Consider the following 20,172-nt stretch of genomic DNA (forward strand, 5'->3'; position numbering starts at 1 on the left):
GGGAGCCCAGTACACCTCGAAGCAGTTCGCGCAGTTCTGCGACCGAAACGGTGTGCGACGCTCCCTGGGTAGGACCGGAATCTGCTACGACAATGCCGTGGCCGAGTCGTTCTTCGCGACGTACGAGGAGGAGCTGATCCACACCCGACCGTGGCCGACGGTGCACGACCTGCGGCGGGCGACGTTCGACTGGATTGCGAACTACTACAATTCGATCCGGCGCCACTCGACGTTGGGGTACATGACCCGGAGAGAGTTCGAGTTGGGCTATCGACACATCGACCAGATCGCTGAACTCGCAGCTTGATCCTGTGTCCATCAAAGCGGGAACACTCCAGTCAGGAGTCAACCGAACCAGGGGCAGACCCGGGCTATGAGAAGCCGCGCGGGGGTCTCTGAACGCTCATCCAGAGACCCCCGCGGCGCAGGATCGGGGCTAGACCTTTTCCGGCTGCGCCAGCTCACGAATCCACGGCGGAGTCTCAACACCGTTCTTGCTGTCCACCGCGACACGCGTCCGCGCCGCCGCCACCCGAACGTCCCACGACGGCACCGGCGCGCCCGAAGCATCCTGCAGCGCCCACCGACCACCCTTGACCGGCGCGCTCGCCCCCGCTTCCGGCCCTTGACCTTGCTCTTGGCCATCACCGCTCTCCTCTCAGCCATCCCAGTGGCCGACGCAGCAGCCCGCGCGTCGAGTCCTCATCCCCGACCTGCCCACCGTCGGTGTCCACGGCACCGCTATCGGCGTCGTCGTAGGGCCCCAACGGCGGACCACCCAGGTTGTTCAGCACGTCATCGGTCACCGCCGTGATCCACGCGTCCTCGTGCACCCCCGCCCACTCGCTCTGCGACAGCGCCGTGGGCATGTTGAACCCCGTCGCCGCAACCCCGGGACGTTCGTCCAGCGTCAGGTCCAACGCCCACTGCGCCCGCTTCCACCACCGCTCCCGCCGATCCGCCAGGTCCTTCTGCTCACGGTCCTGATCCGCTGCAACCTCCCGTTGGAGACGGTCCGCATCCGCGCTCTCTTGACTCGTTCGGGCCGCCGCCAACCGCTCCTGCACGCTGACCGCGTGGGCGGCCATGTTCAGCCCGTACCGCACCCGGGCCTCCTGCGGGCTCTCTCCGGCCCGAGGACGGTCAGGCTGCACCGCCTGCTGCGCTCAGGGCTGCCGCCGCGGCCTCCCCGGCCGCGACCGCGCGCACGCAGTGCGCCAACGCCTTCTTCTCCCCGCGCACCTGTACGCTCAACCGCTCCACCCGGTTCGCCGCCGTCACCGGGTTGTTCCGCGCGTCGGTGGCCGCCGCCGCGATCCGCGCCGCCCGCCGCGCCTCCTCAGCGGCGTCGGTGTGGGCCACGCTGGCATCCATATGCACGCCCATCCGGGCCACCACCGACGCCGGCGCGGTCGGCGTCACCGCAGGGCGTCGCAGACGATGCGCCGCGGGTCGTGCTGGCCGCCTCCTGTCGTCGCAGGAGAGCATCCAGGTTGGCACCTCACGAGTACCGCTTGCCCGCATCTCAGGGCAGTGGTGTCCTGTCCACGACTTGATGTGTTGCCCCGGCCCCGGTGACGCGTTGCCTCCGACGTGAATCAGACGGGATCGATCATGACCATCAGTCAGTCCGTGAGCACGAGCGGCGCGGTGCCCACGAGCCCTGCGGGACCTCGAAGTGGTGCCTCGACCCCGTCACGACCGGCACAGCGCTCCACCAGCTCCTACACCGCGCTGGCCCAGCGGGTGCGCGAAGCCGGCCTCCTGCACCGCCGCCGCGGCTACTACCTGCGCCGCATCGTCGTCGTCGCTTCGGCCCTCGCCGCGCTGGCCACGTCCGTGCAGGTGGTCGGTGACTTCTGGTGGGTCCTGTTGCTGGCTCCCGTGCTCGCCCTCACCTTGACCCAGGTCGCCTTCCTCGGCCACGACGCCGCCCACCAGCAAATTTTCAGCTCCCCTCGCGCGAACGCGATCGCCTCGCGCTGCCTGGCCAGCCTCATCGCCGGACTCAGCCACGGCTGGTGGCTGGGCAAGCACAATATCCACCACGCCGCCCCCAATCAGGTCGGGCGCGACACCGACATCGACTCCAAGCTCCTCGCCTTCCACCCCGACGCCCTGGAGGGCAAGGGGCGCCTGCACCGCTGGTTCCTCACCCACCAGGGCTTCTGGCTCTTCCCCCTGCTACTGGTGGAAGGCTTCAACCTCCACGTCGACAGCGCCACCGCGGTCCTGCGTCGCAGAAGGGACGAACCCAGGTCGGCCACGCGCGCGGTGAAGCGCCGGTACGTGGACCTCCTCATGCTCACCACTCGCTGGGCGGTCTATGCCGGGGTGCTACTGGCGGCGATGTCGCCGGCCAAGGCAGGGCTGTTCATCGTCGCTGAGCTTGCCTGCTTCGGGGTGCTGCTGGGGGGTGCGTTCGTGCCCAACCACACGGGCATGCCGATCCTGGCGCGGGGGAAGAAGATGGACTTCCTGCACCGGCAGGTCATCACCTCCCGCAACGTCGCCGGGGGTCTGCTGGTGGACTTCTTCATGGGCGGGCTCAACCGCCAGGTCGAGCACCACCTGTTCCCCAGCATGCCGCGCCCGAACCTGAAACTGGTGCAGCCCATGGTGCGCCGCCACTGCGAGGACTTGGGAGTGCCTTACACCGAAGCATCCTTCCCCGGCGCCTACGCCGCCGTCGTCACCTACCTCAACACCGTCGGGATGGCCGGACGCCGAAACATCTCCTGCCCCCTCGCTGCGCAGCTGAGGTCGTGAACGCAATCCGCGTCGCCTAACGCCCCCCACCTCCCGTCCACCTCCCCCTCCCGTCGCACCCATACCGTTTCTGCTCTTCGTCTCATCGTGCTGCGCCGCTCACACCCCTTGCAGCACTCATGTTGAACAAGGCGTGCCGGATGAGAGAAGGGCGCACCGTGAAGATCGGCTCTCCTGACGTATGTGTGAAGCCGTCAGCGGCTCCCGCGTCCCGGTAGCGGCGGACAACAACCACCCAAGGACAGCATCGCCAACCCCACCAACGGCAGGGCAACCACGCCCGGTTGCAGCGCCAGGCCGTCCGCCGCGGGGCGCAAAACCAGCTCGGTGCGTGATTGCAAGACTCGCGCCAGCAGGTCGTCGCCACGGGGGTTCTGGTGCTGGGCGACGATGAGGGCTGCGGGCAGGTTAGCGAGCAGGGCGCCGAGGATCCCGGTGAGTGCACCCAGCCCTCCGGCGGAGGCCACCAGGGCGATGACCGCCGAGGCGTCAGCGGTGGCCGGGCTGGGTTGGTGCTGCTCGACTGCGCCGTCCATATGGGGGATGCTAGAAGCTGTCCCGGTTCGCTGCGCCAACGCCAGCACCAGGACCTCTGGCCCGGTCAGGTGTCGCCGGCCTTCTCCTGTCAGCTCCACTCCGGCCGGCAGGTCGTCCTGGTCGCGCCGCTACACCGCGATCAGGCCCTTGTCCTGTAGGAGGCAGCCCGCCGTGTCAAGACTCAAGTCTGATGCAGACCTGCAAGCAAAACCCCCGAGAGCATGACGGCCGTTGCGGCTGCGCCCGGGAAGTACCCTCATGAGCTGCGTGACGGGCGATCTGCCTGACGCTGGCGCCCGCCGCGACCCCACTACCCGGGTCGGCGCCTTCCAGCGGTTCGGTACCCAGTTCGGCACCAGCTCCCAAACCCTCCGCAACCGGGTCGTCCAAGCCGGAGTCAAGGCCGATGAGCAGTCCGTCACTCAACTGGTACTACCACCGCCGGCTGCACGGCGAGCTCGGACTGCTCCCACCTGTTGAGGACGAGGCCCGCTGGGGCACAGTTCCCGCCCTGGCGGGCGGCCGAGCACCGCCTCACACCTCCCACCAGAGCCGGACCGTGACCTTGACCTTGACCTTGACCTTGACCTTGACCTTGACCTTGACAGTCGTAGCAATCACAAGCCGTGGAGTTTCATCTCGCCACACGGGGTTCTGGTTGACCTGGCACAGGCGGGGACCTACGCCACGGCGTGAGGTTCGCGCACTGCTCCACACTCCTCAGCGCGAATTCAGACCGATGTCGCACTGCGCATGGTCCGCGGCCGAGGAGAACGCCCTCACCTCCTCAGCCGGTACCGGCCGGCCGAGGAAAAAACCCTGGCACGCATCGACTCCCAGATCGGTTGCCGCCTGTAACTCCGCCACGTTCTCAACGCCCTCGACGATGACCGTCATCCCCAGCTCGTGGCACAGGGCGGTCGTGCTGGCCACGATGGCCCGGCTCGCCCGCTCGCCGGGGAGACGGTGAGCGAAGCTGGGATCGATCTTCACTACGTCGAGGGGGAAGACCCGTAGGTAGTTCAGCGAGGAGTACCCGCTGCCGAAGTCGTCCAGCCACAGCTGCAGTCCCAACTTCTTCAGACCCAGGAGGACCTCGACGGTGCGACGGTCGTCGGGCAGCGTCGAACTCTCCGTCAGCTCCAGGCACAAGCAGCCCGGGTCGGCCCCAGTGTCGGCCAGGGCACGTTCGACGCTCCGTACGAATGCCGGTCCGGTGATCTGCTGGGCGGACACGTTCACCGACGTGCGCTGCACCCCGATCCCCTGTTCCTGCCAGCGCACGGTGTCGCGACACGCCTGGCGCAGCACCCAGTCTCCGAGACCGAAGATGGCCCCGGAGCGCTCTGCCTCGGCGACCACGGCCGCCGGTGGCAGAGCCCCCGGCAGGGCAGAGCCCCACCGCAGCAGCGTCTCCACTCCGATCACCTGGCCGGTGACGGACTTGTCGTGCACCGCGACGATGGGTTGGTAGACCGTGGTGTAGCGGTCGGATTCGTGGAAGTCGCCGGCTCCCCACCGCCCGCGAGCAGACGCAGGTGAGCCCCCGCGCGGGGTTGAGGCAGGTGGACCGGTGAGTCTGGCAGTGGTGGGCAGGGACGGCGCGGTGACTGACGTCGCCTCGGTGGCAGCCACAGCGGGGTGCGTCTCGGCGGGGTGCGTCTCGGCGGGGTGCGCCCCGGCGGGGTACGACAGGGACTGGGCCTCCTGGATCAGGTGGTGTCGGCCTCCGCCGGCGCGCTTGGCCTCGTACATCGCCGCGTCCGCCGCAACGAGCAATTGCTGAGCGCCGACCGGGTGACGCCGATCCGACAACGCCACCCCGATGCTCGCCCCCAGGGTGACGTCGCGACCCTCGAGGTGGAACGGCGACACCATCGCGCTGAGCAGGCGGTGCGAGACATCAGCGGCGTGGGAATCGTCCGGCAGGTCATCGCACACGGCCACGAACTCGTCCCCACCCAACCGCGCCAGGGTGTCGCCGGGGCGCAAGGCGGCGGTGAGCCGGGCAGCGACCGCGACCAACAGCAGGTCCCCCACGTGGTGACCCAGCTCGTCGTTGACGGCTTTGAACCCGTCCAGGTCCAGGAACAGCACCGCGGTGCGCCGCCGCGAGCGCGTCGCCCGGTTCAGTGCCTCCGTCAGAAGCTCCGTCAGCAGCGTCCGGTTGGGTAGCCCGGTCAAGGGGTCGTGCAAGCTGCGGTGGTTCAGATCCGCCATGATCAGCGAGGAGTCGGCCCGGGAACGGGCGTTGACCAGGTAGGCGGCAGCGACGTCGGCCAGGGTCGCGACGATGCGGACGTCGGCCTCGCCCAGCGGGCCGGGCGTGGTGCGGTACAGGTCCAGCGCGCCTAGGGTACGGCCCTGAGCGCGCAGCGGGAACGAGAAGACCGCCGCCATCCCCGCCTCCAACGCGCGGCGGGAAAACTCCGGGAAGTCCTCACCCGCCCTGAGGTCGTCCAGTACGCATGGACGGCCGGTGGCGTGGGCGTGCAGGCAGGGTCCTTGCCCGGTCTCGCGCTGCAGGACCTCGATGGTGCGGATCACGTCGTCGGTGGCGGCGAGGAAGTGCAGGGCCTCGCTGCTGTCGATGGCCATGACCCCGGCCCCGCTGACCGGGAGCAGGTCCACGATGCTGAGCACGAGGTGGTCCAAGATGCTCTGCACAGAGAAATCGGTGCACAGGTTGGCCGCGAATTGCACCAGCACCCGGTTCAGCAACGGTTCGCGGTGGCCCATCCCAGCCTCCCGGGGACGTCGATGAGTACAAGTCATCGGCGTGAACCGGGTCCGGGGCCCACAAGGAGACCAATCCTAGCGACCCGCTCGTTCCCTGTCAGCAAGACCGTGATCTGAGGTCGAGCTGGCACGACTGAGCCGCCGAGCCTCGAGCACCCCGTGCACCCCGTGCACCCCACCTCGGGCTCTGAGGAGATCCACGTCACCACCGCTGGCTGTCCAGCCTTCCCGAGGCCATCGGTTCAGCCGTCTTGGCGGGTCTCGCGCTCTGCACCAGTGCAGATCGAGTTTGGAGTCAGGACTGCCGTCGCTCAACCCTGCCGGTGACCGAGAGCGGCGACCACCTTCGAGCAGTCAGAACCGCGATCACGGGGTGACGCTGCGCAATGACTCCCACCGTGCTGAGCCGCGGCCCGGAGAGGGTGCGGGCGAGAAGCAGCGGGCGACTGGCACGATGTCGCCCAGAGCAGCTCGAAACCGTCGGTGCTGGCGGCGCGGCGATCGCACGACGCAGCGTCGTGACGTGGGGAGCGAGGGGAGCGGCCATGGCGCGCGAAGCGGACGTGATCGGGGCTCTGGTGGGCTTGGCCGACAGCCTGGTCGCCGACTACGACCCCCTGGAGCTGCTGCAGCAGCTGGTGGACGACTGCATGCGTCTGCTCGACGTCTCCGCCGTCGGGCTGCTGCTCGCCGGGCACAGCCACTACAGCAGGCGGGGCGGGCAGGGAGGGCGGTTGCAGGTCGCCGCCGCGTCCAGTGAGCAGATCCGCACCCTGGAGGTGATCCAGCTGCACGGCGACCAAGGCCCGTGCCTGGAGGCGTTCGACAGCGGGGAGCGCGTCGTGGCCGGGGACCCCGCCGAGATCGAACGGTGCTGGGCCGACTTCGCCGCCGACGTCAGCGCCGCGGGCTTTCGCAGCGTGGCCGCGGTCCCGCTGCGTCTGCGCGAGCAGCGGATCGGTGCGTTGGGTTTGTTCAGCGACCGCGACCACGTCCCGGAAGGTGACGACATCGCCGTGGCTCAGGCCTTCGCCGACATCGCCACCATCACCATCCTGCACCAGCAGGCCGTCCACGATTCCGCTCAGGTCACCGCCCAGCTGCAGCGGGCCCTGGACTCCCGGGTCCTCATCGAGCAGGCCAAGGGCGTCATCGCCACCCAGCTGGGGGTCAGCATCACCGACGCCTTCAGCATCCTCCGCGACCACGCCCGCACACGGGGGGCGAAGTTGACTCAGGTGGCAGGAGCCGTCGTGGCCGGGGAGCTCAACGCCCAGCACCTGCACACCCGTCCGGCGCGCTCGGACTCAAGGCGTTCGCGGTGACGACCGGTTGGTGCGCAGACCCGGCTGGCGCAAGCGGTTGCTGCGGCAACGACGGGCGCAGCGACGAGCATGGGCGCAGCGACGAGCATGGGCGCAGCGACGAGCATGGGCGCAGCGACGAGAACCCTCCGATGACGAAACCGGCAGGCATCACCGGTGAGGAGCGAGGACGATGACGTCGTCTGAACGTGTCCGGACCGGGTTGACCGCTGCCGTCCAAGGGGGCGACTCTCCGTTGAGCGCGGCTGACCGACTCTGCCAGGCCTGCGTGGAACTCCTCGACGTCGACGGGGCGGCGATCTCCCTCGTGCACGAGGGCACGACACGGGGGACGTTCGGCTCCAGCAACGCGCTGAGCCGGCGCCTGGATGCCTACCAGTTCATCTACGGCGAAGGTCCCTGCCTCGACGCGGTCCAGACGCGGGCGCCGGTGCTGGCCGAAGACCTCACCGACACCGGCGAGCGGCGCTGGCCGGCGTTCACCCCCAGCGTGGTCGAAGCGGGGGTGCACGCCATCTTCGCCCTCCCCGTGGTCGTGGCTAGCGACAGCGTCGGCGCCCTGGACCTCTTCCGCCACGGCGCTGGTCCCCTCTCCACCGATGCGCTCAGCGGGGGGTTGCTCGCGGCACGGTTGGCGAGCCTGCCGGTCCTGGACCTCATCACCGAGGTCAACCTGCGCGCCGCGAAAGGTGTCGAGGAGGGCGCGCAGCCCGATCCGTGGGACCAGCTCGAATCCCTGGAACGCGTGGAGATCTACCAGGCCACCGGATTCCTCATCGCCCAGCTCAACGACAGCACCTGCGACGACCCGGCATCCTCGAACGCCCCCACCAACTCGAGCACTGCCCGTGATGCTTTGGTCCGACTGCGCGGCCGGGCCTTCGCCACCGGCCAGACCGCCAGCGAGGTGTCCTGGGAGATCCTCGACGGGCGACTGAGCATCGACGCCGACGGCGAGTGGCGCCTCAGAGGCAGCGCAGGCGATTCCGGTGACACGAGAAGGCGGGGAACGCAGTGAGCAGCGAGAAGAGCACCACCGACCGAGAGAGCGACGTCACCCGCTCCTTCGTGGCCCTGGCCACCAGCCTGGCCGTCGGAGCCGACATCGTGGACCTGCTCACCCGCCTGACCGGGGACTGCGCCCGGCTGCTGGACATCACCTCCACCGGGCTCCTGCTCGACGACGGACGCGGGGTCCTGCACGTCATGGCCGCCTCCTCCGAGGAGACCTGGCGCTTGGAGTTGTTCCAGACCCAGCGCGACGAAGGGCCCTGTCTGGACTGCTTCCGTTCAGGGGATCTCATCAGCGCTCCCGACCTGGATCAGCAGCAGCGGTGGCCGCACTTCGCGACCGCCGCCCGGGAGCACGGCTTCGCCTCCGTGCACGCGGTCCCGATGCGGCTGCGAGCTCACACCATCGGCGCCCTGGGCCTGTTCGGCGAACGTCCCGGGGAGCTGAACGAGCAGGATCTGAGGTTGGCGCAGGCTTTGGCCGACGTGGCCAGCGCTGCGCTGGTCCAGCACGAGGCGGGCTTGACCCCGCCCTCGATCACCCTGCGGCTGCAGGAGGCCCTGCACGCCCGGGTCCTGGTCGAGCAAGCCAAGGGCATCCTGGCCTACCGCGGCGAGATCAGCACCCACGCCGCGTTCGAGGTCCTGCGTTCCTACGCGAGCGAGCACGACCAGCGCCTCAGCGTCGTCGCCGGGTGGCTCGTGCACGGGGACCTACCCGCCCGCGTGCTCCTCGAAGGCTCCACCACGTCCTGACGCCCTGGACCGGGCGCAGCGGATTGCGGATGACCACGGTCTCCCTAGGAGGTGGTCCTTTGGGGAACGGTCCATCAAGGGCGTCCCCGAGGCGGGGCTCCTTGTGGCCGGCGGGGGTCAGGACCTACTGTCGAGCACGCTGCACCAAGCGTCACCTCCGCAAGGTGCAGTACTCACGGTCAACGACTCACGCACTCTTGTGCCGCCCCGGACCCGGTCGCGCATTCCGCTCGCCGCCCGGAGGGATGTCATGACTCACCTCGACTACCCGGCTCGCCACGCCGCGTCCGCTGCATCCTCCGTACTTCCCGGTCCCCGCACCCCATTCCCGACGTGGGCCTGGACGGGGGAACTCGACGCCGCCGACGTGGCCGCCCTGAGCACCATGTGGCGGTCCCTGCTCGAGGAACGTCCCGGATCGGTGGTCATCGACCTGAGCGCGGTGACGTTCCTGGACTGCGGCGTCCTGTCCGTCCTGGTGCGCGCCAACACCGACCCGGTCACGCGACTTCTGCTACGGGGGGTACCGGCTCGCGTGGAGCTGGTCATGCAGCTCACCGGTCTGGGTACCGCCTTCGCCCGCGCCGCCACCGCCGGCCTCCGAGAGGCTGCACCACCACCGCGCTAGCCACCGACACACAGCGAGCCTCGCCGGCCTGAGCGTCCCAGTAGCCAGTGTTTGAGGGACGCGGTAAGCACGCATCTGAGTCTGCGCAACCTCGTTGACACAAGTGGTCACCACGCTGCATCCACAGAAAACCCGCACGTCGAAAGGCCCGCAAGATGACCTGCCGGAACGCGATCCTGAGCCCGTGAGCTATCCCTTCGTGAGCAGTGAGAGCCGACCTGCTACCGACACGCCCAAGGCTGACCTCGCACAGTCGGCAGAACCACGCAGCGTCGATCGAGGAGGTGAGACCGAGACTCTTCACTCGGACGCTGACCCGGTGGGGCAGCCACCGTCAGCTCGAGCGGTTCGCCGTGCAGTGCTCCTCGCCGAACGAGCGATGGCCCAGCACCGTCGCTCCCGCCGAGGGGTCACGATCCGCCAGATGCCACTGTCGCCGTTCCCGCAGCAACGTCAGCGCGATGGCCGATGAACGACTCCAATGCACGGCAGGACGATTGTGCGCTGAGGTGCGAGAAGCGGGTCAGGTGACGATCAGCGGGTCGTTCGAGACATCGCCGATGTGCACGTGGGTGCGGACCCGCTCGGCCGCCGGGGCCAGGACGCCGAGCAGCTCGGTCAGGACGGCCACCGCGACGGTGTGGACCTGTCCGGCAACGTCGAGCAGCGGGGCGCCGTACGCCGCGATGAGTTTGATGGTGACCTGCTCGAGTTCATCACGCTCACCGGTGGTGCAGGCGATCTTGTCCGCGGCCGCGTGCGGGACGGTGTCGATGCGTCGCCGCAGGTGGGCGATGACCACCTCGGCTGCTAGGAAGAAGTCACCCATGTCGTGGCGACCGCGGACCGGGGCGGAGGGCCGGAACAAAGCCAGGGTGCGGTTGATGACGCTGTCCTCGATGGCCTTCCACCCCGCATCGGTGTGCTGACGCAGCATTGCGGTGGCCTGGATTAGCCGGTCGGTGCCTGCGTCATTGGCGAAGGATCCGCCGTCTTGGACGCCGGGCAGAGTGGATTGAGCCCGACCACGGCCGGCGTTCGGGTCGTTGATGCCGCTCACCGCCAATCCTCCATGCTCGCTGCGATCGTCGTGCGGGCCCGTTGCAGCAGACCACGCACGGAGGTGGGGGCGATGGCCGTGACCTCAGCGATCTCCGCGTAGGACAGGTCTTCAATCTCGCGCAGGATCCACACGCTGCGTTGACGTTCGGGCAGCTGCAACAGTGCCGCGTCCAAAGCGATCAGCAACCCGCTCTCCACAGTGTCACCTTCCGGACCGGTGCGCAGATCTCGCAGGTGCTCGGTGACCTGGTGGAAATCTATAGGGGCCCGCGAACCGGACTGGGGGAACGGCGGTCGTCGCCGCTGGGACATCTTCTGCGCCTGGTGACGCCCAAGCACCAGCAGCCAGGTCCGGAACGACGAAACACCCCGGAAGGAGGCGATGGCCCGCCACGCTGCGAACAGTGCCTCCTGGGCGCAGTCCTGCGCGTCCGAGGGATCGTCCAGTAGACGCACCACGTACCGGTACAACGCGGGACCGTGACGTCGCGTCAGCTGCGCGAAGGCTTCCTTCTCGCCCAAGCTGGCCTGCCGGACCAGCACTTCGTCCGGCACCTGCGACGTCCCCGCTGGCCCCGTGGCCTGCGAGGGCGCCACCTCCCGTGCTCGGCTTGAGGCGCCGCCGGTGCCGGCATCCTCACTCACGACAGGACGGTGGCGGTGGGGGGCCTGCAGCGCCACGCTGCCCCACGATCGGATCGAGTCGCCATCGTGACTCACGAAACCTCATCCGGGACGACACGCCACCAGCATCTGCCCGTAGCGGGACCGAGTGCAGCATCTCGCCCGAGCGTCGGCAACCGGTAGCGACGTCGGTGAACAATGGCTGCGTGACCCTGCGCACCGTAGCGACCCCTACTCGGTGACCCACAAGTCGGTAGTTCTCACTGAGGGTCACTGCAGGTCGGGGTCAGGTCGCCAAGTTGATAGGTCGTGAACGATGGACGATGAGTCCTGCACAGTGACGGTCGAGTACCGCCGGCATGAGCGTCGGGTCATGAGGTGGTGCTGGGTTCGACCGCCTCCTCTTCGCGAGTGCCGCCGGCGGGAGCGGGCGCCTGGGCGGGAGCCAGGACGCGGTCGTAGAGCACCGCCGCGAGTACCCCACCGACCAGCGGCGCGAGCATGTACACCCACAACGCGTGCAGGTCACCGGAGACCACAGCCGGCCCGAAAGCCCGGGCCGGGTTCACCGCCCCACCGGTGAGGGGAGCGGCGATGAAGATGCACACCGCCAGCGCGGACCCCACCGCGACGGGAGCCACCGCGGCGGGCACCCGCTCATCGGTGGCCACGGAGATGACGACCAGAACCAGGACGAACGTGATGAGGGCCTCGACGAAGAACGCCCGCCCACTGGAGACCCCGCCGGCAGGGGTCGTGGTGGAGAATTCGACGACCTGACGTCCACGCCCACTGTAGGCGGCCCAGGTGGCCAGGGAAGCCAGCACCCCACCCACCAGGTGAGCCAGCACGTACACCGGAACAGCACGCCAGGGGAACTTCCTAGTCACAGCCAACCCCAGCGTCACCGCGGGGTTGAGGTGACACCCTGAGACGTGCCCGAGGGCAGCGACCAGCGCCGTCAGCGCGAGGCCGAACGCCAAGACGATGCTCGTCAGGTCGTCGACGGGCGGGTTGGCGGTGGCCAGTGCCACCGCCGTCGCACCACCGGACAGGACCAGGACGAAGGTGCCGATGAGTTCGGCAGCCCCCGCGCGCACGAGGTTCTCCCCGGCCGAACTGCCGAACAGGCCAGCCGGGCGAGGGGCCGCACCGGCCCCGCCGGCACGGTAGGTGAGCCGCTCGGATGCGCCGCCCATGTCACGTCCAGGGGCCGGCTGATGCGATGGGGTGGGTCTAGTGCTCACGACCGGGTCAGCGACCCAGTCCGGCGCGGTCGACACGACGGTGGAACCGCATCCCGGCCAGACCACCGAGGATGGCCCCGACCAGGGCCACCACGACAGCAGCGACGACGGCGATGATCGACCCGGTGGTCAGCGAGCCGGCGTCGACGGGGATGCGGGGAAAGCTGTTCAGCTGCCCCAGGACGTCGAACTTGCTGCCCGCGACCGCGGCGAGGACGGCGACGACGACAGCGATGACGATGGCCCACGCCCACACCGCGACACCCTGCTTGACCCCGTTGAAGCGGGCCATGCGCCCGGCGACGTAACCACCGCAGAAGTAGGCGATCAGAAGCACCACGAGCACGGCGATGCCGCCGGCGAGGCCGATGGTGGCGGCGTTGCCGCTCGCGCTGTCCTGAGCGCCGGACACGGCCTGGTCGAGCGAACCGGAGCTGGCCAGTCCGATCGCAGTGCCGGTGGCGGCGAGCAGAGCGGTCAGCAGGACGGCGGTTCCGGAGGCGGTGAGCCAGCCGAAGAACGCGGACCCGATCTTGACGCCGCCGTAGGCGTTCTTCTCCCGCTCGAGCACGTTCTTGCGGTCCAGCGCGGGCTGCTGCTCACGACGGGGGTCACGGTGGGGGGCGCGGTCAGCGTCATGGTCGCCACGATGGCCAGCGGGCGACACCAAGCTGGGGGTGTCGTCCGCGGTGTCGGGGTGGTTGCTGGCGGCGTGCGCGCCGTCACCGGTGGGGGTGCTCATGACGTTCTCCTACAGGTGCGGGTACGGGTGCGGGTGCGGGTGCGGGTGCGGGTACGGGTGCGGGTGCGGGTGGCGAAGGGGTTGAACGTGCAGGTGCCCCGGACGGGCGGGTCGTCCGGGGCACCTGGTCTGGCGGGGTCGAGCGGTGTTCGGGATCGAGGTCAGAGCCCGAGCTTGCCGGCGATTCCTCCGCCGGCTCCGCCGCCGAGCTTTGCGATGAGCTCCGCGGGGTTCAGGCCAAGCTTGGACAGCAGGCCGGCGTGCTCGTCGGTGTCGACGGTGTCGGGCAGTTCGCTCTCGGCCTGCTGGGCCTTGGCGTCGTCGCCCTGGCCCTTGAGCAGGGACAGGATCTGGTCCTTGGGGATCTGCATGGTGTTTCCCTTCCTGGAAGGAGCCTCGAGGTCAAAGGGTGACGTCGAGGGTGGTGACGTCGGCTGCTTCTGCGGACAGGTCGACGGTGATGGTCTGCTCACCGGTCACAGTGCGTTTGCTGATCGCGACCCGTTCCACCGCAACGACTCGCATCGTGAACTCGGGGACCTCTTCGTGCAGGACGATGACGAGGTCACCGCCGCCGCCCACGGGCCCAGCATCAAGCCCGGCATCAAGCAGAGCATCCGACATGGCATCCGACATGGCATCCGACATGGCATCCGACATGGCATCCGACATGGCATCCGACATGGCATCCGACATGGCATCCGACATGGCATCCGACATGGCATCCGAGCCAGCAGTGGTGACTGCGTCCTGATCGCCGAACGGTTCACGGGTGATGACGAGTTGTTCCAAGCGCACCGGCACCTCGATGGTGCGGGTGGTGGTGACGATGCGCTTGCTGATCCGCATCCGTTCGACGCCGACCCGCTGGGTCGAAACCCTCAGTTGCTCCTGGTGCAGGAGGACCTCAGGCGTGGTGGACGTGGGGCTCTCACCGTCGAGACCGGGAGACCCATCGACGACGCCGTCCCTGACGCCTTCGCTCAGAGGCTGGCCAGTGGCACTGGTGGCGCCAGTTTCGAAGGGTGTGGTCATCGGTGGTCTTCCGGTCTCGCGGTCAGTCCTGCTTCGCCGCTGCGATCAGGCGCGGTCGCGCTTGCCGGACTGTCCGGTCTTGACGCCGGCATCGGCGTCGAGGTCGATCTGCTCTTCGCGCAGCTCAGCCTGGACGGTCTCGGTGCCCTGAACGGTCTCGGTGCCCAGCTGGACGCGCTCGACGGCGACGACATCCTTCTCAGTCACAGCACGCTCCTCGGTGAGGACGACCTCGTGCTCCTCCTCGGTCAGGTCCCCACCGGAGTAGGCGTCACCGCGGTTGGCGTTGGTGATGGGCTCACGAGAAATGACGACCTCCTCGCGCGAGACCGGAACGGTGCGAGAAACAGTCTCGCTGGTGATGTACTTGCGCAGCCGCGCCCGGCCGGACTCCCGGGTCTCGGTCCCGACCCGCAGTTCTTCCTTCGAGCGGGTCATCGCGTCGTCGGTGTTGTCACCGGAGGTGTCGTAGCCCTCACCGCGGCTGTGGTCGTGGCCGGAACCGGCGGCAGTGCTGTCGCTGATGCGGTCGATGCCGTCGTCCGTCACGGTGGGCTCGGTGTCGTGGCCACCGGCGGTGCGGTCGGTGTTGTAGCCGCCACTCACGCCAGTCCCGGTGGTCTGGATGCCGGTGTTGTGGGTGCCGGTGGTCTGGGTGCTGCTGGTCTGGGCGGAGGCGCTGGTGTCGGCGATGTCGTAGTAGCGGTACAGGTCAACCTCGTCGGTCTCGCTGAGTTCCTTGCCCGGGTCGTGGTGGGGGGCGTCCTTCACGACCGACTTGGCGAACGGCACCTTGACGGAGTCACCGGACGTGCTGGCCTGGGCCAGCGGGATCAGGGACAGGCTGGAGCCAAAGAGGCCGGTCTTGACCGAGACCCACTCCGGCTGCCCGGAGGCGTTGTCTAGGTAGACCTCGTCGACCTTGCCGATCTTGTCGCCGTCCTTGTCGTAGACGGTGGTGCCGAACAGGGCGTCGGGGGAGATGTTCTGAGCCATGAGAAGTTCCGCTTCTGCAAGTGAGCGCGGGTCGTCCAGCAGGTGCTAGTCGAGGTCGAGCACCGATCACTGGTCCGGGTAGGACCTGATCGGGATGGTGGAACGCTGGTCAGCGGCGGCGGGCGCTGATGCTGCCGGCGATGGTGACCCCGACAGCAGCAACGGCGACCTGCAGGATCAGTTCGATCCAGTCGATGCCGGGAGTGTCGGCCACGTTCAGCAACCTGGCCAGGGCGGTACCGATCAGGGCGGCGATGACGCCGACGACGATGGTCAGCAGGAGGGAGATGTTCTGCTTGCCCGGCAGGACGAGACGGGCCAGGGCGCCGATGATCGCGCCGATGACGATCGCGGTGATGATGCCACCGATGGTCATGGATCTCCTTCGAACAGGTCGACCGATGGTCTGATCGGCTCAGGGTGTGTGGTGCGGATGGTGCGGTGTGACGGGGGCGCGGACGGGTCAGCGCGGCCGACGGCGCAGGAGCCCACCTCGGGCGTTGCGGGGGTCGTCCTTGCGGGCCCGGGAGGACACCAGCCGCCCGGCGCCCAGCAAACCCCGAGACAACTTCGTGGGGCCACTACTGGCTTCCACCCGCCGGCCCAGGCCGGCGAGCAACCGTCCGGCCACCGGGACGGCGACGGTGAAGACGACCCATCGGCGCAGACCACTGGAGAGCAGGACCCACATGGTCGATCTCCTTCAGTCGTGGTGCTGGGTCCGATCCGGTGAAGTCGGTGTGCGTGCGTGGGGATCGGCACGTGTGGATCGGTGCGTGCGGGTCAGTGCACCAGGGTTGATGAACCGAGATCAGTGCACCGAGATCAGCGCACGCGGGTTCGGTGACGGGCCCGACGGGCCACGCTCAGCCGCACCCGGGCCCGGGCATCGTCACGGCCCAGGACCTGCGCCAGGTCGGTCGCGACGTCGTCGGTGGCGGTGACCACCGACTGCAGGTCGGCGTCGGGTTCGACGGTGGCCTTCACGGCCACCACCAGCTGTCCGCGGTCGCGCACCACCCGGCTGGAGGCCGAGCGGATCCCGGGCGTCTCGGCCAGGACGTCGGCGGCGGTGGCCGCCGCCCCGGCGGGGTCGATGAGCAGTCGCCCGCTCTTGTCGGACCCCTTCAGCGACAGCTCGCCCACCCCACGTCGGGGCAGGTGGGCCAGCAGCCACCACAGGGCCAGCAGGATGCACACGGCGCCGGCGATGCCGGCGGCCCAGGGCCACCACGCGGTGGCGAAGGTGTCGGTGGCGGTCTGCAGCGTCAGCTGCTGGGGGGCCGCGGCCCACACCTGCACCAACCACCCGGCACCCCAGGCGGCGGCAGCCAGCCCGAGGACGAGCAGGACCAAGCCGACGACGATCGCGGCGAGGCGGTCCAACCCCAGGACTGCGCGGCCCATCAGTTCTCCTTCGGGGTGCGGACGGTGACGGCCACCCGCGGCGGGGACTGCAGGGGCGACAACCGCTGCGCGACGGCACCGGTCACCGACTCCCGCAGGCCCGACTCGCTGGTGCCGTGGACGGTGACGGTGACCTTCTTGCGGGTGGCGGTGGAGGAGACGTCCAGGACACCGTCGAGGTCCTGAGCCGCTCCCGAGGCCAGCCGGGCGATGTCGCGGGTGTGCAGGAAGACCCCGGTGCGCGAGGTCAGCGGCAGGGTCTTGCGGGAGCGGCGACGCAGCGCGGTCAGAGCCAGCCACAGCCCGATCAGGGCCACGACGATCCCGGCGGGGATGAGCCACCACGTCGGAGAGAATCCCTCGACCCCGTCTACGCCGGCGTTCAGCCACGGCGTGCCGGACAGGGCACCGGAGGCGACGAGGGCGTCGCGCAGCAGCAGTAGACCGAGGGCCAGGAGCAGGACGGCCAGGATCGGGCCGATGGCCCCGATCGGGCCGCTGCCGCTCTTCTGGTTCGCGGCCTGCATCGGAGTTTGTGTCGGGGTGGTGGCGTCGACGCCGGAACCGGTCTGGGAGGTCACTGGACGCGTCTCCTTTCCGGAGTGGTGGGGCGCAGGACCTTGGCGACCGTGACGTCGACGACGTCGACGTCCAAGGCAGCCAGGGTGTGCAGCCGGTCGGCGACGTGGTCACGGACCGCAGCGGCGACACCGGCGGCCGGTCGCGGCCAGGCGGTGACGATCTCGATCTGTACCCGGGCACGGTGACCGGCGACGTGGACGTCGACGCGGGGGTAGGCACGACCCAGGGCGGTCGCGATGGTGCCGGCGGTGTCCTCGGCGGCGATGACGCCGGGGACCTCGAAGACCGCGGCCTCGGCGATGCGCTCCACCGCCTTGTCCTTGACCTCCAGCGCTCCACGCGATGCGGTTTCGGTGCGCTCTTCGGCCGTGAGTTCGGCTGCCGCCTGAGCGGGGCCGCTCCAGCGCCGCACGCTCGGTGTGCTCGAGGTCCGTGCGTGTCGGCCTTGGCCGTCGCGGGGGTTCAGGGTGTTGCGGCTGCTGGCCGCGGCGGTCCCGGTAGGAGTCGTGACGGCGGTGGCGCCATCAGCCACGGCTGCGGCCGGGGATGAGGGCGGCCAGGTCCAGCTTGCCTTCCAGGTGGGCGCCGACGACGTAGCCGACGGCGGCGAACAGCAGGGCCAGGACGAACCAGCCGAAGCCACCTTGGATGGCGATGATGGCCAGGAGCAGGCCGGCGAAGATGCCGACAATCGAGGCGGACACGAGTTCCTCCAGGGGAAGGGAGTGGGGCCTGCCGGATCCAGTCAGAACCAGCAGGTAGTGCTGCCGAGCGGGACTGTGGCGCAGCAGCACCTGGTGTCGTAGTACCTGGTGCGGCAGCACCTTGTGCCGTCACGTTTGAGGCCGCAGGAAGACGTCAGGCGGCGCGGCCGGCGGCGAGGTCTTCGACGTAGACCTGCACCGGCACGTCCACCACGGCGGCGACGGCGGCGTGAATCTGCTGGGCAACGGCTCGGATGGGGGTGTCGTAAGCCAGGACGACGTGAACCTCCACCGCCTGCTCGGAAAGCTTGACCCCGGCCACCCGCCGACCAGGCAGGTAGGTCGCGACCTCACCGAAGCGGCCCGGGTGCAGCTGGACCACGCCCTCGACCGCGAGCACCAGGGCAGCAATCTCATCGGCGGCCGTAACCTCCGGCACCCGGGTGGTGGAGACGACCTCGAACTCCGTGACCGCGGGGGACGCCGCCGATGCGGTGGCCGCGAGGTCGAAGGAAGGTGCGCCGACCGGCGCCCCGGTGGCCGAGCCGGCGCCCCGGAGGGCGCCGGTCGGCGTGGTGGGCTCGATCACCGGACGCGGGGAGCGGAGTCGGAGTCCTCGTTGTCGTCGGCGTCCTCGTCGGGCAGGTGCACGTCGGCGACGGCGATGTTGACCTCGGTGACCTGCAGACCGGTCATCCGCTCCACCGAGGCGATGACGTTGCGGCGCACACCGGCGGCGAGGTCGGCGATCGCGACGCCGTACTCGGCGATGAGGTTGATGTCCACGGCGGCCTGGGTCTCCCCGACCTCCACCGACACGCCCTGGGAGTGGTTGACCCGGCCACCCGGGATCCGTTCACGCAGGGCACCGACCGCGCGGGAGGCGCCGCCACCGAGGGCGTGGACACCGGAGACGTCCTTAGCGGCCAGGCCGGCGATCTTGGAGACGACCGTGTCGGCGATGGAGGTGGTGCCCTGGTTGGAGACCAGTGCGCCGGTGGGGACGTCGTCGCGGCTGACGGCCAGGGTCGACGAGCCGGGGGTGGACATCGCCTTGGGGGTGGTCTTGGTCTGCTCGCTCACGGGTGCTCCTTCAAGAGAGTGGGTGAGCCCTCCTACAAGCCGGTCGGGCTGTGCAGTGGGGCTTTCACAGGGATAGAGACAGAACCGGGCCAAACTGCACGCCACCTTGAGTGTGACCTGCGTCATATTTGTTCGTCAGTGCGCCATGGTCGCCGGACCGCCAGGCTCTGACGCCGCCGATGCAGGTCTCCTGCATGGGTCTCAGTGCGGACCCATAGTGCTCTTTCACTTGCCGACGCCATCGGGCGCCCCGCCGAGAAACTGCAGCTGAACCGGTGGCAGCACCAGCCTGCCGGCTGCTGGTGAGCACCTGCTCACGATTGCTGGTGCCGGTTGCTGTGTCAGTTGGCGCGCAGTTGCGGTCAGACGGCGACCCGTCGAAGGGGTGAGCGCCCTGGCCGATCAGCGTCTCGTTGACGACGGCCTGCAGCTGGGCAAGGTCGGGCAGCCCGGCCCGCTGCTCGGCGCTGAGCGCGTCGTAGCTGGCGACCGCCATCGTCGAGGTCGAGCTGCCCAGGGCGTACCGCACCAGCTGCTCATCCCCGCCGGTGCACAGCAGGATCCCCACCGTGGGGGCGTGCTAAGCGTGGTCCCGCAGCCGGTCGTCCACGACGGCGACGTAGGTGCCGAGCTGGCCAAGGTAGGAAGGGCTGAAGCAGCCCATCTTCAGCTCGACCACCACGAACCGCAGCTGCGTGTAGGAGAACAGCAGCAAGTCCACGTTGAGGGTCTCCTCCCCCACCTCCAACCGGTGCTGACGGCCCACGAACGCCATCCCATGCCCGAACGCGGTCAGCAGGGTCTGCCCCTGGTTCGGTTGACTCCTGACCTGTGAGGATCATGGTCTTCACTGGAAGGATGAGTACCGTGCCGACGCCGTTCCCCGAGGAGTTCCGCCGCGACGTGATCGCCGTCGCCCGCCAAG

At 69.1% G+C, this 20,172-nt stretch carries 27 protein-coding genes; 6 read left to right on the forward strand and 21 right to left on the reverse strand.

The genetic code is table 11. The features are described from left to right. Positions 1-307: integrase core domain-containing protein (locus AB1207_RS23825; RefSeq protein WP_367641265.1), on the forward strand; the 307-nt coding region annotated here is incomplete at its 5' end. Between the two features lie 337 nt (positions 308-644). Here the strand turns inward: AB1207_RS23825 and AB1207_RS23830 are convergent. Further along, a complete protein-coding gene (locus AB1207_RS23830; RefSeq protein ID WP_367641267.1) occupies positions 645-1,106 on the reverse strand; it encodes a hypothetical protein in 462 nt (153 codons plus the stop codon). A gap of 37 nt (positions 1,107-1,143) precedes the next feature. Next, positions 1,144-1,362 (reverse strand): hypothetical protein, encoded by a 219-nt coding sequence (locus AB1207_RS23835; RefSeq protein ID WP_367641269.1) that lies wholly within the window; start codon positions 1,360-1,362, stop codon positions 1,144-1,146. A 270-nt stretch (positions 1,363-1,632) separates the two neighbouring features. Here AB1207_RS23835 and AB1207_RS23840 point away from each other — a divergent pair, with 270 nt between their 5' ends. Continuing rightward, entirely contained in the window at positions 1,633-2,769 is a 1,137-nt protein-coding gene (locus tag AB1207_RS23840) for a fatty acid desaturase family protein (protein ID WP_367641270.1), read from the forward strand. 194 nt (positions 2,770-2,963) lie between these two features. Here the strand turns inward: AB1207_RS23840 and AB1207_RS23845 are convergent, their stop codons facing one another. Together AB1207_RS23845 and AB1207_RS23850 are read right to left on the reverse strand one after the other, a co-directional pair. Next, positions 2,964-3,305 carry a chemotaxis protein CheB gene (locus AB1207_RS23845; protein ID WP_367641271.1) on the reverse strand — a complete coding sequence of 114 codons (342 nt, stop codon included), beginning with the start codon at positions 3,303-3,305 and terminating at the stop codon, positions 2,964-2,966. A 721-nt stretch (positions 3,306-4,026) separates the two neighbouring features. Next, the gene (locus AB1207_RS23850; protein WP_367641273.1) at positions 4,027-6,045 is read right to left on the reverse strand and encodes a putative bifunctional diguanylate cyclase/phosphodiesterase; all 2,019 of its coding nucleotides are present in this window, start codon (positions 6,043-6,045) and stop codon (positions 4,027-4,029) included. A gap of 545 nt (positions 6,046-6,590) precedes the next feature. Between AB1207_RS23850 and AB1207_RS23855 the strand changes: the two genes are divergently transcribed. The 4 genes from AB1207_RS23855 (at position 6,591) to AB1207_RS23870 (ending at position 9,765) form a co-directional block, all read left to right on the forward strand. Next, positions 6,591-7,370 (forward strand): GAF and ANTAR domain-containing protein, encoded by a 780-nt coding sequence (locus tag AB1207_RS23855; RefSeq protein WP_367641275.1) that lies wholly within the window; start codon positions 6,591-6,593, stop codon positions 7,368-7,370. Between the two features lie 172 nt (positions 7,371-7,542). Continuing rightward, on the forward strand, positions 7,543-8,388 hold the full coding sequence (locus AB1207_RS23860) for a GAF domain-containing protein (protein ID WP_367641277.1): 846 nt from the start codon (positions 7,543-7,545) through the stop codon (positions 8,386-8,388). After that, positions 8,385-9,137 (forward strand): GAF and ANTAR domain-containing protein, encoded by a 753-nt coding sequence (locus tag AB1207_RS23865; RefSeq protein ID WP_367641278.1) that lies wholly within the window; start codon positions 8,385-8,387, stop codon positions 9,135-9,137. The genes AB1207_RS23860 and AB1207_RS23865 overlap by 4 nt, the downstream gene beginning before the upstream one ends. 250 nt (positions 9,138-9,387) lie before the next feature. Beyond that, the gene (locus AB1207_RS23870; RefSeq protein WP_367641280.1) at positions 9,388-9,765 is read left to right on the forward strand and encodes an STAS domain-containing protein; all 378 of its coding nucleotides are present in this window, start codon (positions 9,388-9,390) and stop codon (positions 9,763-9,765) included. A 523-nt stretch (positions 9,766-10,288) separates the two neighbouring features. Here AB1207_RS23870 and AB1207_RS23875 read toward each other — a convergent pair. The 17 genes from AB1207_RS23875 to AB1207_RS23965 form a co-directional block, all read right to left on the reverse strand. Next, positions 10,289-10,825 (reverse strand): hypothetical protein, encoded by a 537-nt coding sequence (locus AB1207_RS23875; protein WP_367641281.1) that lies wholly within the window; start codon positions 10,823-10,825, stop codon positions 10,289-10,291. Beyond that, positions 10,822-11,472: an RNA polymerase sigma factor gene (locus AB1207_RS23880; RefSeq protein WP_367641282.1), complete on the reverse strand. Its 651-nt coding sequence runs from the start codon at positions 11,470-11,472 to the stop codon at positions 10,822-10,824. Before AB1207_RS23880 ends, AB1207_RS23875 begins: the two co-directional genes overlap by 4 nt. A gap of 350 nt (positions 11,473-11,822) precedes the next feature. Next, positions 11,823-12,734: an MIP/aquaporin family protein gene (locus AB1207_RS23885; protein WP_367641283.1), complete on the reverse strand. Its 912-nt coding sequence runs from the start codon at positions 12,732-12,734 to the stop codon at positions 11,823-11,825. After that, positions 12,706-13,440 (reverse strand): hypothetical protein, encoded by a 735-nt coding sequence (locus AB1207_RS23890; RefSeq protein WP_367641284.1) that lies wholly within the window; start codon positions 13,438-13,440, stop codon positions 12,706-12,708. The genes AB1207_RS23885 and AB1207_RS23890 overlap by 29 nt, the downstream gene beginning before the upstream one ends. A 161-nt stretch (positions 13,441-13,601) precedes the next feature. Further along, a complete protein-coding gene (locus tag AB1207_RS23895; protein WP_367641286.1) occupies positions 13,602-13,811 on the reverse strand; it encodes a hypothetical protein in 210 nt (69 codons plus the stop codon). 31 nt (positions 13,812-13,842) lie between these two features. Further along, positions 13,843-14,475, reverse strand: coding sequence for a YsnF/AvaK domain-containing protein (locus AB1207_RS24540; RefSeq protein WP_437179017.1), 633 nt, complete (start codon positions 14,473-14,475; stop codon positions 13,843-13,845). Positions 14,476-14,520: 45 nt separating this feature from the next. Beyond that, positions 14,521-15,471, reverse strand: coding sequence for a DUF2382 domain-containing protein (locus tag AB1207_RS23915; RefSeq protein ID WP_367641288.1), 951 nt, complete (start codon positions 15,469-15,471; stop codon positions 14,521-14,523). Positions 15,472-15,580: 109 nt separating this feature from the next. After that, positions 15,581-15,847 (reverse strand): GlsB/YeaQ/YmgE family stress response membrane protein, encoded by a 267-nt coding sequence (locus AB1207_RS23920; protein ID WP_367641289.1) that lies wholly within the window; start codon positions 15,845-15,847, stop codon positions 15,581-15,583. Between the two features lie 87 nt (positions 15,848-15,934). Then, positions 15,935-16,162 carry a hypothetical protein gene (locus AB1207_RS23925; RefSeq protein WP_367641291.1) on the reverse strand — a complete coding sequence of 76 codons (228 nt, stop codon included), beginning with the start codon at positions 16,160-16,162 and terminating at the stop codon, positions 15,935-15,937. Between the two features lie 134 nt (positions 16,163-16,296). Then, positions 16,297-16,878 (reverse strand): alkaline shock response membrane anchor protein AmaP, encoded by a 582-nt coding sequence (gene amaP / locus AB1207_RS23930; protein WP_367641293.1) that lies wholly within the window; start codon positions 16,876-16,878, stop codon positions 16,297-16,299. Further along, entirely contained in the window at positions 16,878-17,459 is a 582-nt protein-coding gene (locus AB1207_RS23935) for a DUF6286 domain-containing protein (RefSeq protein WP_367641294.1), read from the reverse strand. The genes amaP and AB1207_RS23935 overlap by 1 nt, the downstream gene beginning before the upstream one ends. Then, positions 17,456-17,992 carry an Asp23/Gls24 family envelope stress response protein gene (locus AB1207_RS23940; protein ID WP_367641297.1) on the reverse strand — a complete coding sequence of 179 codons (537 nt, stop codon included), beginning with the start codon at positions 17,990-17,992 and terminating at the stop codon, positions 17,456-17,458. The genes AB1207_RS23935 and AB1207_RS23940 overlap by 4 nt, the downstream gene beginning before the upstream one ends. Beyond that, complete coding sequence (locus AB1207_RS23945; RefSeq protein ID WP_367641298.1) at positions 17,985-18,164, reverse strand: DUF2273 domain-containing protein; 180 nt, start codon at positions 18,162-18,164, stop codon at positions 17,985-17,987. The genes AB1207_RS23940 and AB1207_RS23945 overlap by 8 nt, the downstream gene beginning before the upstream one ends. Positions 18,165-18,318: 154 nt before the next feature. Next, entirely contained in the window at positions 18,319-18,753 is a 435-nt protein-coding gene (locus AB1207_RS23950) for an Asp23/Gls24 family envelope stress response protein (protein ID WP_367641300.1), read from the reverse strand. Further along, positions 18,750-19,214 (reverse strand): Asp23/Gls24 family envelope stress response protein, encoded by a 465-nt coding sequence (locus AB1207_RS23955; RefSeq protein ID WP_367641306.1) that lies wholly within the window; start codon positions 19,212-19,214, stop codon positions 18,750-18,752. The genes AB1207_RS23950 and AB1207_RS23955 overlap by 4 nt, the downstream gene beginning before the upstream one ends. Before the next feature lie 97 nt (positions 19,215-19,311). Next, the gene (locus AB1207_RS23960; RefSeq protein WP_367641302.1) at positions 19,312-19,815 is read right to left on the reverse strand and encodes a hypothetical protein; all 504 of its coding nucleotides are present in this window, start codon (positions 19,813-19,815) and stop codon (positions 19,312-19,314) included. Positions 19,816-19,827: 12 nt separating this feature from the next. Further along, on the reverse strand, positions 19,828-20,046 hold the full coding sequence (locus AB1207_RS23965; protein WP_437179018.1) for a PDDEXK nuclease domain-containing protein: 219 nt from the start codon (positions 20,044-20,046) through the stop codon (positions 19,828-19,830). Positions 20,047-20,172: the final 126 nt, after the last annotated feature.

Source organism: Kineococcus endophyticus (assembly GCF_040796495.1).
GTDB lineage: Bacteria > Actinomycetota > Actinomycetes > Actinomycetales > Kineococcaceae > Kineococcus > Kineococcus endophyticus.